Genomic DNA, 13,634 nt, shown 5'->3' with positions numbered 1-13,634 from the left:
ACCAGCGTACTTTTGGTAAATCGAGTTTTCATGCGGCAACAAGGAGCAATCTCAAGCCTGCCTGCCTAGAATCTCCGACACGCCCGCGTTGTGGTGCGCATCTCAAGGAGGAGACATGCAGGGATTGCTGAAAAACAAGGTGACGCTGATCACCGGAGCCGGCTCCGGCATCGGCCGTGCCGCCGCGATGCTGTCAGGGCGGGAGGGGGCTCATGTGATTGTCGCTGACATCCAGATGGAGCAGGCCGAAGCCGTAGCGGCAGAGATCGTGCATGCAGGCGGCAAGGCCGTCGCCAGACATATCGACGTGGCACAACGCGACCGGCATGAAGCGCTGGTCGATCAGGTCGTGTCCACGCATGGGCGACTTGATGCCGCCTTCAACAATGCAGGTATTCCGGGTCCGGTTGCTCCGCTGCTCAACTACGACGACGAAGCGTTCTTGCGCGTAATCGACGTCAATCTGAAAGGTGTCTGGTACGGCATGAAGGCACAAATCAGGCAGATGCTTGTACAAGGAGGCGGTGCGCTGGTCAACAACGCCTCGATCGGAGGCGTGGTCGGAAAGGCCGGCATCTGCGGCTACAGCGCGGCCAAGCACGGCGTGCTCGGTCTGACCAAGAGCGCCGCACTGGAATACGCCAGCCAGGGGGTTCGGATCAATGCGGTTTGTCCCGGCATCATCAAGACGCCGCTGTACGACGGCGTCATCCAGGGTGACCCGGCCACCGAACAATACTTCCAGACCCTGCAGCCCGTCGGGCGCTGGGGCCGCCCGGAGGAAGTTGCCGAAGCGGTGGTCTGGCTGCTGTCGGATCGTGCTTCACTTGTGCACGGGCATGGCATGGTTGTGGACGGCGGATTCACCGCCGCCTGAATCTTGCCGGCCATGCACGCTGCGCCCGGCAATGAGCGGTGCCGCACCGGAATTCCTCCGGAGCGGGAAGGCAAGCGCTGGCCAGATCGGCCATCGATAACCACCTGGAGATCAATATGAACGCGACCATCGACACCGCATGGAAAGGCCCTTCGCTAACACCCAAGGGCGCACGCAAGGAATTCATCGATACCGGCGCGATTCCATGGACGCCGTGGATCATGCCAGGGACCTGGTTCAAACTGTTCTATGTCGATGAGGCCTCCGGCCGATTCACGTTCCTGTTGAAAGTCGATCCAGGCACCGAGGCACCAGTGCACTGGCATTTGGGCACCGCCGAGGCTTACATTCTGGAAGGGGGCTTCTACTACTTTGAAGATGATCAGGGCTTTCCGGGCGCTTACACGGCAGAAATGCCCGGCGCCATCCACCAGCCGATGTCGCCGAACGGTTGCGTGATGTTTGCGGTGGCGCATGGTCCGCTGTCGGGCTTCAATCCGGACGGCAGCATCGGCGGCATCTGCGACGCCAAGCTTATGTATCAGTTGGCGCAGCAGGGAAATGCCGCAGCGCACGTGGTCCGAATGGGCTTTGTCGGCGAGCATTGACGCTGTCGCGCATGACCGCAGGCGCGTATGAGCAAGAGGCGGCTTTGCGCAGCCGGAGCTGCTGTACAGAGCTTTCCTGCGTCTCGTCGAGCGTGAGCGTAACCCGTCCCTTGGGTTCGTGCGTTTCACACGCCAGCGCGATCAACTGTAGCCGCACGTCGCGCGTGATGTGTGGTGGCCGGCCACTGCGCTCGCCCTCGCGAATGCCTTTGGCACCTCGCTGGGCAATGCGCTTGCGCCACAGACAGGCCGTTTGCGCCGATACCCCCCCCAATTCTTGCGCAATGACCGTATTGGCGTGGCCCTCGCGGACCCACAACCCGATTCTCGCGCGCTCGACATCTCGCTGCGCAGCCGTCTTCCTCTCGACCAGCGATAGCAGTTCCCATCTTGCTTTGTTCGCCGGTTTCACTGGCGTTGCACGGCAGCCTCGGCTCATCCCGTCGCGATATCCGGGGCGATCAATTATTCGATCTGTTTGAGGGATGTCGTACCGGGCCTGCAGGGCAGTGGTGGCCTGCTCGGGCGCCACTACCGGTCCCCGCTTCGTCGCGCCGGGCTTCCGCCCCGCAACGCCTCCTGCGCATCTCCGATGCTGTTGGCCCTTAAGGGCATAAAAAAGCACAAAACGATGTGCAAAAAATTGCCTTTGACACTTTAGTTTCATACGTATACATTTATGAAACTAGTGTTTCAGACAAAAGCGACCTGACCCGATGGCCTCTCCCCTACAAGATAAGATCCTCGAACTGCATGACCAGTTGACGGAGAGCGAGCGACGGCTCGCGCAGGTAACCCTTGAGTGTCTCGGCAACCTCGCCGCGTACTCCGCTACGGAGTTGGCGCAGAAGGCGGGTGTTTCCAAGGCAACCGCAGGACGCTTCTTCCGTCGATTGGGATACGAGAATTTCAATGAGGTGCGCGCGCTGGTGCGCGACGAGGGTGACCGTGGCTCGCCCCTGTACGAGCTTGCGGGCGTGCAGCCGCCAGCGTCCTCGGACATGCCCTTTGCGCGGCACCTGGCCAATGACCTGCAAAACCTGGCGCAGACCTTCGAACGCCTTGATCCGGCCGACGTCGAGCGCGCGATCTCCCTGTGCGTTGGCGCCAGCCGTATCTGCATTGCGGGTTTTCGCAATGGCCGCGTGCTGGCGCAGTACGCGTGGGCCCTGCTGACGCAACTACGCGGCGGCATCACGCTGGTGCCCGGCGCCGGACTGAATCTCGCCGAAGATCTTGCTGACCTTGGCGATAGCGATGTGCTTCTGGTCATGGATTTCCGCCGCCGGGTCACGCTGCTGCGACCAATGGTGGAGCACGCCAATCGCGTTGGCGCGAAGGTCATCATCCTGACCGATCCCAGTGCGACGGAACTGCCCGCTCGCTCTGACGTTGTCCTGCGCTGCGTCAACCATGGCGCAGCCGGATTTGACTCCTATGTCGCGGCGATCAGCCTGATCAACCATCTCGGCACCAGTCTTGCGCTGGCATTGGGAGACGCTGCGCGCCACCGGCTGGAGGAGATCGAATCTCTGCATGACCACTACGGCGACCTCCACCAGTAAAGGGCCGCCGAACCGAGCGTATGTACACGTCCGTTTCCTGTTCCATGGGAGCGGGCTCCCACTTTTTCGAGGAGACTGTCTTGATTTCCCTGCTTCCCAACCTTCGCCTGCAATGTACTGCCAATCCGTCGGTGCAACCGGACGCCGAATATAGCGAGCGACAGCAAGCGATCCTCGGCGGGCAAGCCTATCTGTGTGCGGAACAGCAGATCAAGCGCTGGCCGGGCTATGCAGCCACGCCGCTGTGCGACCTCAAAGGCCTGGCCAAGGCTGCTGGCGTTGCGCAGATACTGTACAAGGACGAGGCCGACCGCTTCGGCCTCGGCAGCTTCAAGGCGCTGGGCGGCGCCTACGCCGTCAGCCGCTTGCTGCTCCGCGAAATCGAAGCGCGCACCGGCCGTACCGATGTATCGGTCGACGATCTGCTCTCGGGCCTTTATCGCGATATCGCGTGCGATATCACCGTGACCTGCGCAACGGACGGCAATCACGGCCGCTCGGTGGCGTGGGGCGCCCAGCGCTTCGGCTGCCAGTGCGTGATCTACATCCACGCGACCGTGAGCGAAGGGCGCAAGCAGGCCATCGAACACTATGGCGCGCAGGTGGTGCGCACGAGCGGGAACTACGACGACTCCGTACGGCAAGCCGCCGAGGATGCCGCGCGGCTAGGCCGCTTCGTGGTATCCGACACGTCCTATGAAGGCTACATGGATGTGCCGAAGGACGTAATGCAAGGCTACGCCGTGATGGCCGATGAAGCGCTGCAACAACTGCCGGCCGGGCAAGTACCAACGCACGTGTTCCTGCAGGGCGGCGTGGGCGGTCTCGCGGCGGCGGTATGCGCGCATTTTTGGGAGCAGCTCGGTGCATCCCGCCCGCGCTTTGTCGTGGTGGAACCCGACAAAGCGGCCTGCCTGTACGAGAGTACCCGTGCCGGCAAGCCGGTCGCCGTGCATGGCGATCTCGACACCGTCATGGCCGGCCTGGCCTGTGGCGAGGTGTCGCTGCTGGCGTGGGAGATCCTTCATCCCGGCGCGCACGCTTTCCTGACCATCGACGATGAATCGGCGCTGGAGACGGTACGGCTGCTGGCCGCCGGCTGTTACGGCGACGCGCCGCTGGTGGCCGGTGAATCAGCCGTCGCCGGCCTGGCCGGCTGCCTCGGCGCGCTTGGCGATGCACAAGTGCGCGCACAGCTTGGCCTCGACGCCAGCAGCCGCATCCTGGTATTCGGCAGCGAGGGCGCCACCGATGCGGCGCTTTACCAGCGCATCGTTGGCAAGTCGCCCGAGCAAGTCAGGATGGCGGCTTGAAGATGACCATGACCATGACAACGAATCGAACTGCCGCGCCCCGCATCGACTTGCCCCGCCTGCTGGGCCGGATCGCGGCGCTGGCGCAGGTCGGTGCGATCGACGGCGGCGGTGTCAGCCGGCTCGCGCTGACCGACGAGGATGGCCTGGGGCGCGACCTGGTGGTGCGCTGGATGCGCGAGCTTGGGCTGGTGGTGAGCATCGACGCGATAGGAAATGTGGTCGGCGTGCGGCGTGGGCGGGAGGATCTCGCACCAGTCATGACGGGTTCGCACATCGATACGGTCCGTACTGGCGGGCGCTATGACGGCAACCTTGGCGTGCTCGCCGGCCTTGAAGTGATGGCCGCCTTGAACGATGCCGGCGTCGCCACGCGGCGGCCCCTGGCGGTCGCTTTCTTTACCAACGAGGAGGGCGCGCGTTTCGCGCCGGACATGATGGGCAGCCTGGTATTCCAGGGCGACCTCCCGCTGCAGCAAGCGCTCGATACCAAGGGCATAGATGGCAGTACGGTCGGAGAGAACCTGCGGCGCATCGGCTATGCTGGCACGCATCCGGTAGGTACGAACCAGCTGCACGCCTTTGTCGAACTGCATGTGGAGCAGGGGCCAGTGCTGGAGCATGAGGGCGTCACGATCGGCGCCGTCACCGGCGTGCAGGGGATTCACTGGACGGAATTCACTGTCGAAGGCACGTCGAATCACGCCGGCACCACGCCGATGCGCCTGCGGCATGACGCGGGCCTGGTTGCGGCACGCATCGCCTGCTTTGCGCGGGACCTGACACGTGAGTTGGGAGGCGGCCAGTTGGCAACGGTGGGACATGTCAAGCTCTCGCCGAACCTGGTCAATGTGATCCCGAACCTGGCCGTGTTCACGCTGGACCTGCGCAATACCGATGAGACGGTCCTGGCCGAAGCCGTGCGCCGCACGTTCGACTTTGCGCACGAACTGGCGCGCGCCGAGGGGGTAAAGCTGTCCTATCGATCGCTTGCTGACTTTGCCCCCGTTGCCTTCGACAACCAGATCATCGGCCGGGTGGAAACGATCGCCCGCCGGCACGGCCACAGTGTGCAGCGCATTGCGAGCGGCGCGGGTCACGACGCACAGATCCTGGCACGTATGTGTCCTGCGGGCATGATCTTCGTACCCAGTGTCGGCGGCCTGTCCCACAACGTGGCCGAGTTTACCAATGACCGCGATATCGAGGCGGGCGCCAGCGTCCTGCTCGATTTGCTGCTCGAACTTGCCGAACAATAGAAATTGGAGTCCGATTCATGCCACGCTTTATCAATGTCGCCGCCGCCCAGCTTGGGCCAATTCAACGTGCCGATTCCCGCCGGGACGTCGTCGAGCGCTTGCTGGCGCATCTTCACCAAGCGCATGCCATGGGCTGCCAGCTGGTTGTATTTCCGGAACTTGCACTGACCACCTTCTTTCCGCGCTGGTATCTGGAAGATCCGGCCGAACTCGACGCTTTCTACGAGCGCGAGATGCCCGGTGCGGAAACCCGCGTGCTGTTCGAGACCGCGGCCAGGCTGGGAGTCGGCTTCTATCTCGGCTATGCCGAGCTTGCGCTGGAACAGGGTGCCGCAAGGCGCTATAACACGTCGATTCTGGTCGGGCAGGACGGCGCCATCATCGGGAAATACCGCAAAGTGCATCTTCCCGGGCATGCCGAGCATGAACCCTGGCGCGACTTCCAGCATCTCGAAAAGCGCTACTTTGAACCGGGACCGGGATTCGATGTGTGGCGTGCCTACGGCGGTGTGATTGGCATGGCCCTGTGCAATGACAGGCGCTGGTCGGAAACCTACCGGGTGATGGGACTGCAGGGCGCGGAAATGATCCTGCTGGGATACAACACCCCGGTGCACAACCCGCCCGCGCCAGAGCACGACGATCTGTCGATGTTTCACAACCACCTTGTCATGCAAGCCGGTGCCTACCAGAACGGCACCTGGGTGGTCGGCGTTGCCAAGGGCGGCAAGGAAGAAGGCTGCGAGATGATCGGCGGCACCTGCATCATTGCGCCGTCGGGTGAGATCGTGGCGGCCTGCTCGACCAAGGGCGACGAACTGGCAATTGCTCGCTGCGACCTGGATCTCTGCCACTCCTACAAGACTACGACGTTCAATTTCGACCGTCACCGCCGCCCGGATGCCTACGGGCTGATCACCTCGCGCCGGGGCGCCATCGAGCCAGAGCATCTGGCGGCCTGACCGGGCAACCTTACCAAGCTTCCCAGAACAATAATTTCAGCGAGCGCCTTGCGGCGCCCGCAGGGGAGCGTTTGGCCTTAAAAAACCAAAGGAGGAACAAAATGAGTGATTCCCTGCAAACGGCAGGCGGCGTAAAGCCCGCCTCGCGCGTTGAGGAAAGCGCGCCGTCCGCTCGCGACGACGCCTTGTACAGCAAAGTGGCGTGGCGGCTGCTGCCATTTCTGATGGTCTGCTATATCGCTGCATTCCTGGACCGCGTCAACGTCGGCTTTGCCAAGCTGCAGATGCTCGACGACCTGAAGTTCAGCGAAACGGTCTATGGTCTCGGGGCCGGTGTTTTCTTTATCGGATATTTTTTGTTTGAAGTGCCGAGCAATGTCCTGATGCACCGCATCGGCGCCCGAAAAACGCTGGCTCGCATCATGATCCTGTGGGGTCTCATCTCCGCAGCGATGGCAATGACGCAGACGCCCACCCAGTTCTACGTGATGCGCTTCCTGCTCGGTGCCGCTGAGGCTGGCTTTTATCCAGGCATTATCCTGTACCTGACCTATTGGTTCCCATCGAACCGGCGCGGCCAGATCATTGCCGTATTCATGACGGCGGTGCCCTTTGCCGGCATTCTCGGCGGACCACTGTCTGGCGGGATAATGGAAGGCCTGCACAGCCATGGCGGTTTTGCCGGCTGGCAATGGATGTTCATCATCGAGGCCGTTCCGTCAATCCTCCTCGGCCTGGCCGTGCTCTGGTACCTGGACGATCGCATCAGCGACGCGGCCTGGCTCGATGCCGGCGAAAAGGCGCGCCTTGTCGAGAACCTGGCGGCGGAGAAGGCAGTCAAGGTCGAACATGTCTCCCTGTGGAAACTGCTGAAGGACCGGCGGGTTGTTCATATGGCGTTGATCTGCTACTGCACGGTCTCCAGTTTGTCCGGCCTTGCCTTCTGGATTCCGTCAGTCATCAAATCCACCGGTGTCGTGTCCCTTCTGGAGATCGGGTTCCTGACCGCGATTCCCAATGCCTGTGCCGTGGTATCCATGGTGCTGGTGTGCCGCCACTCGGATGCGACCCGCGAGCGCCGCTGGCACATGATCATTCCGTTTCTCGTCGGCGGCACCGGCCTCGCCCTGAGTACACTGTTCAGCCACAACCCGACACTCGCCGTTGCCATGCTGTCGATTGCGGCGGCCGGCTGCATGGTCTGCTCGCCGCTGTTCTGGAGCTTGCCGACCGCCTTCCTGGAAGGGAAGAGCGCCGCCGCCGGCATTGCCGCGATCAATGCGTTCGCCGGTCTGGCTGCCTTTGCCAGCCCATACACGATTGGCTGGATCAAGGATCTCACCGGCTCGACCAACTGGGGTATGTACTTCCTCGCCTCTTTCACGGTGACCGGCGCCATCCTCGTCTATCGCGTGCCGAAGGCACTGGTGAACCGCTAACCGGCTTTGTGGGGATGCCCGGCGTCCCTTCTCCCCCCCAAATTGGAGTCCAGCATGACAACCGATGTCATTACCCTGACGCAGGAAATGATCCGCATTCCCAGCCTTTCCGGAAAGGAGGGCGATATGGCAGCGCTGATGGTACGGCGCATGCGCGAGTTCGGCTTTAGTTCCGTGACCACGGACCGTAACGGGTCGGTGCTGGGCCTGATCGGCCCGGAAGACGCCGAGGTGGCGCTGCTGTTCGACGGCCACATGGACGTCGTGCCCGTGACCGGTAGCTGGCGCTTCGATCCCTACGGCGGGACCCTTCATGAGGGCCGGATCTACGGCCGCGGCAGCACCGATATGAAAGGTGGTATCGCGGCGGCAATCTGCGGAGTTGCCGCCGCCGCACGCGAGCGCCGCCTGACGCGGCGTGTGGCGGTATCCGCCAGCGTTCTCGAGGAGGTGATCGAAGGCTACGCGCTTTCCTCGGTTCTCGATGCATGCGCGCCCGCCGCGGTTGTCATCTGCGAGCCGTCAAAGCTCCAGGTCAAGGCCGCGCAAAAGGGCCGGCTGGAAATCCAGCTTACCTTCCACGGCAAGCCAGCGCATGCCGCTACGCCGCATCTTGGCGTGAATCCGCTGCATGCGGCTGCCCGTGCATTGCTTGCATTGGAAAACCTGGTGTTGCCCAGCGATTCGCGCCTGGGCCAAGCATTGCTGGTGCCGACCGATATCATCTCGTCGCCGCATCCTTCGATCTCGATGATTCCGCTTTCCACCACCATTCGCTTCGACCGTCGTACCCTGAGCGGCGAAACCCGGGAGGATGTCCTTGGAAGCATCAGCACCTGCTTGGAAGCCGCGGGATTGAAGGACTTTACGCTAGCGGTAAGCGAAGATCAGGTGGAGACGTTCACCGGCGAACGAGCCAGCCCTTCGCGCTGGCTGCCCGCATGGCAACAAGGCGCCGAACATCCGCTGGTGCGCGCCGCCGTGGAGGCAGTAACGCGCTCCGGCATCGAACCCCGCGTAGGCAGTTGGGCGTTCTGCACCAATGGCTCCGAGTCCGCCGGACGCCGTGGCATTCCTACCATTGGCCTGGGACCTGGCGCCGAAGAAGACGCTCATACAATAGATGAGTCCATTGCCGTGGATCAATTGGAGGCGGCATGCGTCGTCTACAAACACCTTGCACTGATTGCTGCCACGTAAGGTACGCATCGCTTGCTTGGGCTCTGGCAATGATCTAGCGGGCCTTCCTCCGGTCGCGCAGAAGCGACCGGGGTAGACCGACTCGACGCACAGGAGGCCCGACATGAACAAGCTTGGCGGAAGGGCCTGCACTCAAACAACACTGTGTGGGCGTGGTCAGTGATGAGGGATGGCCCCGGGTCCCCCGTCAAGTAGGCCACGGGTGCGGATTGGAGGCGCCTGTTGTCTCATGCCCAGAACAGCGCCAATCGCAGCCCACCCGATGCGCCAGCACCGTCTCTCAGGCCGCCGCCTTCACGGCCCCCCTGGCGAAGAAGCTCTGCAGGTTCTCGAAGACCAGGTCCGCCATCGCGTTGCGGGTCTCGTGCGTGGCGCTGGCGATATGCGGAAGCAGCACGACGTTGTCCAGCGCGAACAGCGCCTCGGGTACCTGAGGCTCGTTTTCAAAGACGTCCAGGCCGGCGCCGGCAATGCGCCGGTGCACCAGCGCGTCCACCAGCGCGGCTTCATCCACCACGGTGCCGCGCGCGATATTGACCAGGAAGCCCTGCGGGCCGAGCGCCTCGAGCACGGCGGCGCTGACCAGGTGCCGGGTTTCCGGCCCGCCGGCCGTGGCGATGACGAGGAAATCCGCCCACTTCGCCAGTTCGGTCAGGGAGGATTCGTGACGGTAGTCCACGTCCGCCACGGGGCGGCGGCTGTGATAGCGGACCTCCATGTCGAAGCCGGAGCCGCGGCGGGCAATCACACGGCCGATACGCCCCATGCCGATGATGCCGAGGCGCTTGCCGCTGACGCGGGTGGTCATCGGGAACTGCGCCTTCGGCCATTCGCCGCGCCTGACAAAACGATCGGCCGCGCTGAAGCCGCGCGCCACATCCATCAGCAGCCCAAAGGCGGTATCGGCCACGCAGTCGTTGAGCACGTCCGGCGTATAGCCGACGGCGATGCCGCGCCCACGCGCCGCCTCGAGATCGATCTTGTCGAGGCCGACGCCAAAGCTCGAAATGACCTTCAGCGCCGGCATGGCCGCGATCGTCGCGGCATCGACGCCGATCGCGGCGCGCGTGGTCAGCGCGGCGAACTCGCCGCCGCGGCTGGCGAGGAAGGCCGCGGGATCGGGCTCGGCCCACAGCGGATGGACGTCGTAGTGTTCGGCCAGGCTGGCTTCAAGGGGGGCCGGCAAGCGTCCGTGCTGGAGGAGGCGGTGTTTCATCGGGAGAGATCCGGTCGATGGTGCGGAAGTGGAGGGCGGTAGTGCAGTGGTGCAGTGGTGCAGCGGTGCGGTAGTGCGGTAGTGGGCTCCGGCGCTGCCGGTTTCAGTCCGCGCTGAGCTTGTTGTCCAGGATGATTTTCGCGTAGCGCTTGCGGTCGGTGGCGATCAGCTCCGCGAACTGCGCCGGGGTGCTGCCAACGGGAATCGCGCCCTGCGCCACCAGTTGCTCGCGCACCGCCGGCATGGCTACGACTTCCTTCACGCCCGCGGCGATCTTGTCGACGATTTCTTTCGGCGTGCCCGCCGGCGCCAGCAAGCCTACCCACGATCCTGACTCCGCGCCGGCGATGCCGGCCTCCGCCAGAGTCGGCACATCCGGCATGGCGGGCGAGCGGACCTTGCTGGTCACGGCCAGGGCGCGCAGCTTGCCCGCTTTCACATGGCCGGCGGTTTCCAGGATGGAGGCGAACAGCACATCGACGTTGCCCGCCATCAGGTCCGTCATGGCGGCGCCGCCGCCCTTGTAGGGCACGTGCAGCATATCGGTGCCGGTGGCAATCTTGAAGATCTCGGCCGACAGGTGCGGCGAGCCGCCGCTGCCGGAGCTGGCAAAGCTCAGCTTGCCCGGTTGCGCCTTGGCCAGCGCCACCAGTTCCTTGGGCGTCCTGGCCGGCAGGCCGGGCGTGACCACCAGGGCGAAGGGCAGCTCCGCCATCAGGCTGACGGGCACGAAGGCTGCCGGGTTATAGCTGAGCTTCTTGTAGAGCGTGGGATTGATGGACTGCGTGCCCACGTTGCCCGCCACCAGGGTGTAGCCATCGGGCCTGGCGCGGGACACCAGGTCCAGCCCCACGTTGCCGGCCGCGCCGGGCCGGTTGTCCACCAGTACCGGCTGGCTCCACAGCTGCGACAGCCGCAGCGCGACCAGGCGGGTGCCCACATCCGTGCCGCCGCCCGGGGCGAACGGCAGGATGATGGTCACCGGCCTGGCCGGCCACGCCACGCCCGGCTGGGCCTGCGCGGTGGCTACCCAGGCACCGGCGGCCAGGGCGATCAGTGCCGCGCGGCGGCGCAGCGACGGGATATGGAACGAGCGCATAGTGTCTCTCCAGGAATACGGTTCAATGGGCGGCCGCCGGGGATCGCCGGCACGCACCGGGCAGCGCTTGCCGCGCCAGGACTTCTCTGCTGGTAAAGCGCCAATCGAGGCCGACGCGATGCGCCAGCGCCGCCTGACAAGCCCGATGGCTGTCAAACCATCACGCGTGCCGCATCAGTTGGCCGTCGCTCCCGACTTCTTCACCAGCTCGGCCCAGCGCGGGATCTCCTTGCCCATGAACGCCGCCAGCTCGGCCGGGCTGCTGCCCACCACTTCCATGCCGAGCTGCTGCGTCATCCGTTGCTGCACGGCGGGCAGTTTCAGCGCGCGCACCACTTCCGCGTTGAGGCGCTGCACCACTTCCCTGGGCGTGCCGCGCGGCGCGTACAGCGCCTGCCACGACACCATTTCAAAGCCGGGCACGCCAGCTTCGGCCATGGTCGGCACGTTCGGCGCCAGCGTGGAGCGCCTGGGCGAGGTCACCGCGAGCGCGCGCAGCTTGCCGGCCTTGATCATCGCGTCGCCCGCGGTCAGCTGGTCGAAGAGAAAGGGAACAAGACCCGCGGCCACATCCTGTATCGCCTGCGGGCTGCCCTTGTACGGCACGTGGGTCATCGGCACCTTGATGGTCTCGGCGAACAGCTCGCCGGCCAGATGCGTCGAGGTGCCCGCGCCGGAGGAGGCAAAGCTCAGCCTGCCCGGCTGCTTCCTGGCATAGGCGATCAGCTCCTGCACGTTGTTGACCGGCAGCTTGGCATCGACCATCAGCACATTGGGCACATAGGCGATCAGGCAGACCGGCTCGAAGTCCTTCACCGGGTCGTACGAGAGATTCTTGTACAGGCTGGGGTTGATGGCATGCGTGCTGATGGTGCCGCCGAACAGCGTGTAGCCATCCGGCCTGGCCCGCGCCACATAGCCGGCGCCCACCGCGCCGGCCGCGCCGGGGCGGTTCTCCACCACCACCGGCTGGCCCAACGCCTTGGAAATCTCCTGGCCGATGGTGCGGGCGACGATGTCGGTCGAGCCGCCCGCCGCGAATGGCACCACCCAGGTGATCGGGCGCGACGGCCATTTGTCCTGGGCCAGCGCGCCGGCGCTGAAGGTGGCGAGGGTGGCGAGTGCGGTGCCGGTGGCCAGCAGGCCGAGTGCGGCCACGCCGCGCAGTGCGCGTCGCTTCGAGTGATGCATATTGTCTCCATCGGTGGCCGCCTTGCCCTCGCGAATCGCGAGGGCAGGCGGTCTTGTGTGTCTGTCGTGCCCGTTGTTCCTGCCGTGGGCGTCGTGGGCGCTTGCGCCCGCCACACAGCTGCCTGGTTGCTGCCTAGCGGCCCTTGGCCTCGCGCCACGCGGCAAAGTCCTGCCGGCTTTGCTCCTGCGTCGGCGGGTACAGGCCGATGATGGAGCGGCCTTTCATGACCTCCTCGGTGACGAAGTCCTCGAAGGCGGTCATCTCCACCGCTTCCGCCGCGATCTCCTCGGCAAGGTGGCGCGGAACGACGATCACGCCTTCCGCATCGCCCACCATCACGTCGCCCGGAAACACCGCGACATCGCCGCAGCCGATCGGCCCGTTGATCTCGATCGCCTGGTGCAGCGTCAGGTTGGTGGGCGCGGAAGGGCGATGGTGATAGGCCGGCATGGCGAGGCGGGCAATCTCCGGCGAGTCGCGGAAGCCGCCGTCGGTGACCACGCCGGCCGCGCCGCGCTGCATCAGGCGCGTGATCAGGATCGAGCCGGCGGACGCCGCGCGCGCGTCCTTGCGGCTGTCGATCACCAGCACCGCGCCCGGCGGGCATTGCTCCACCGCCTGGCGTTGCGGATGGTTCGGGTCCTGGAACACCGTGATCGGGTTCAGGTCTTCGCGCGCCGGGATATAGCGCAGCGTGAAAGCCTCGCCGACCATATTGCCGCGCTCCGGGTCGAGCGGATGCACGTCCTGGATAAACTGGTTGCGCAGGCCGCGCTTGAACAGCGCGGTGCACAGGGTGGCGGTGCTGACGGTCTTGAGCTGGTCGATGGTCTGCTGGCTGAGCTGGCTGGCTTGGGTCATGGCGGGTCCGCGGTAGGAATTCGAATGATCGGGTGATCGAAGG

12 protein-coding genes are annotated in these 13,634 nt (G+C 64.5%); 8 read left to right on the top strand and 4 right to left on the bottom strand.

The genetic code is table 11. From position 1 onward, the window contains the following. Positions 1-115: 115 nt before the first annotated feature. From P3W85_RS28550 to P3W85_RS28515, 8 genes are all read left to right on the top strand, one after another. A complete protein-coding gene (locus tag P3W85_RS28550; RefSeq protein ID WP_346430297.1) occupies positions 116-877 on the top strand; it encodes a glucose 1-dehydrogenase in 762 nt (253 codons plus the stop codon). A gap of 116 nt (positions 878-993) precedes the next feature. Beyond that, entirely contained in the window at positions 994-1,485 is a 492-nt protein-coding gene (locus tag P3W85_RS28545) for a 2,4'-dihydroxyacetophenone dioxygenase family protein (RefSeq protein WP_276267217.1), read from the top strand. A 716-nt stretch (positions 1,486-2,201) separates the two neighbouring features. Continuing rightward, complete coding sequence (locus P3W85_RS28540) at positions 2,202-3,050, top strand: MurR/RpiR family transcriptional regulator (RefSeq protein WP_276267216.1); 849 nt, start codon at positions 2,202-2,204, stop codon at positions 3,048-3,050. Between the two features lie 83 nt (positions 3,051-3,133). Further along, positions 3,134-4,363, top strand: a complete 1,230-nt coding sequence (locus P3W85_RS28535; protein WP_430869634.1) for a diaminopropionate ammonia-lyase — start codon at positions 3,134-3,136, stop codon at positions 4,361-4,363. 8 nt (positions 4,364-4,371) lie between these two features. After that, positions 4,372-5,622 carry a Zn-dependent hydrolase gene (locus P3W85_RS28530; protein ID WP_276267214.1) on the top strand — a complete coding sequence of 417 codons (1,251 nt, stop codon included), beginning with the start codon at positions 4,372-4,374 and terminating at the stop codon, positions 5,620-5,622. A 17-nt stretch (positions 5,623-5,639) separates the two neighbouring features. Next, positions 5,640-6,584 carry an N-carbamoyl-D-amino-acid hydrolase gene (locus tag P3W85_RS28525; RefSeq protein ID WP_017228731.1) on the top strand — a complete coding sequence of 315 codons (945 nt, stop codon included), beginning with the start codon at positions 5,640-5,642 and terminating at the stop codon, positions 6,582-6,584. Between the two features lie 101 nt (positions 6,585-6,685). Continuing rightward, positions 6,686-8,023, top strand: a complete 1,338-nt coding sequence (locus P3W85_RS28520) for an MFS transporter (protein ID WP_017228730.1) — start codon at positions 6,686-6,688, stop codon at positions 8,021-8,023. Between the two features lie 54 nt (positions 8,024-8,077). Then, positions 8,078-9,223 (top strand): YgeY family selenium metabolism-linked hydrolase, encoded by a 1,146-nt coding sequence (locus P3W85_RS28515; RefSeq protein ID WP_276267235.1) that lies wholly within the window; start codon positions 8,078-8,080, stop codon positions 9,221-9,223. Positions 9,224-9,503: 280 nt separating this feature from the next. Here the strand turns inward: P3W85_RS28515 and P3W85_RS28510 are convergent, their stop codons facing one another. The 4 genes from P3W85_RS28510 to P3W85_RS28495 form a co-directional block, all read right to left on the bottom strand. Further along, the gene (locus P3W85_RS28510; protein WP_276267213.1) at positions 9,504-10,439 is read right to left on the bottom strand and encodes a 2-hydroxyacid dehydrogenase; all 936 of its coding nucleotides are present in this window, start codon (positions 10,437-10,439) and stop codon (positions 9,504-9,506) included. A gap of 103 nt (positions 10,440-10,542) precedes the next feature. Then, positions 10,543-11,538, bottom strand: a complete 996-nt coding sequence (locus P3W85_RS28505; protein WP_276267212.1) for a Bug family tripartite tricarboxylate transporter substrate binding protein — start codon at positions 11,536-11,538, stop codon at positions 10,543-10,545. Positions 11,539-11,712: 174 nt separating this feature from the next. Next, a complete protein-coding gene (locus tag P3W85_RS28500) occupies positions 11,713-12,729 on the bottom strand; it encodes a Bug family tripartite tricarboxylate transporter substrate binding protein (RefSeq protein ID WP_017228080.1) in 1,017 nt (338 codons plus the stop codon). 133 nt (positions 12,730-12,862) lie between these two features. Continuing rightward, positions 12,863-13,591 carry a ribonuclease activity regulator RraA gene (locus P3W85_RS28495; RefSeq protein WP_017228081.1) on the bottom strand — a complete coding sequence of 243 codons (729 nt, stop codon included), beginning with the start codon at positions 13,589-13,591 and terminating at the stop codon, positions 12,863-12,865. Between the last annotated feature and the right edge of the window lie 43 nt (positions 13,592-13,634).

The sequence above is a fragment of the Cupriavidus basilensis genome, from assembly GCF_029335485.1.
In the GTDB taxonomy this organism is placed as follows: domain Bacteria; phylum Pseudomonadota; class Gammaproteobacteria; order Burkholderiales; family Burkholderiaceae; genus Cupriavidus; species Cupriavidus basilensis_E.
This window is presented reverse-complemented; position numbering and strand designations above follow the sequence as displayed.

Bases quoted from the DNA above. Each gene is read 5' to 3' on its own strand.
- P3W85_RS28520 (WP_017228730.1), top strand. From the start codon at position 6,686: ATGAGTGATTCCCTGCAAACGGCAGGCGGCGTAAAGCCCGCCTCGCGC.
- P3W85_RS28545 (WP_276267217.1), top strand. From the start codon at position 994: ATGAACGCGACCATCGACACCGCATGGAAAGGCCCTTCGCTAACACCC.
- P3W85_RS28505 (WP_276267212.1), bottom strand. From the start codon at position 11,538: ATGCGCTCGTTCCATATCCCGTCGCTGCGCCGCCGCGCGGCACTGATC.
- P3W85_RS28495 (WP_017228081.1), bottom strand. From the start codon at position 13,591: ATGACCCAAGCCAGCCAGCTCAGCCAGCAGACCATCGACCAGCTCAAG.
- P3W85_RS28510 (WP_276267213.1), bottom strand. From the start codon at position 10,439: ATGAAACACCGCCTCCTCCAGCACGGACGCTTGCCGGCCCCCCTTGAA.
- P3W85_RS28550 (WP_346430297.1), top strand. From the start codon at position 116: ATGCAGGGATTGCTGAAAAACAAGGTGACGCTGATCACCGGAGCCGGC.
- P3W85_RS28530 (WP_276267214.1), top strand. From the start codon at position 4,372: ATGACCATGACAACGAATCGAACTGCCGCGCCCCGCATCGACTTGCCC.
- P3W85_RS28500 (WP_017228080.1), bottom strand. From the start codon at position 12,729: ATGCATCACTCGAAGCGACGCGCACTGCGCGGCGTGGCCGCACTCGGC.
- P3W85_RS28525 (WP_017228731.1), top strand. From the start codon at position 5,640: ATGCCACGCTTTATCAATGTCGCCGCCGCCCAGCTTGGGCCAATTCAA.
- P3W85_RS28515 (WP_276267235.1), top strand. From the start codon at position 8,078: ATGACAACCGATGTCATTACCCTGACGCAGGAAATGATCCGCATTCCC.
- P3W85_RS28540 (WP_276267216.1), top strand. From the start codon at position 2,202: ATGGCCTCTCCCCTACAAGATAAGATCCTCGAACTGCATGACCAGTTG.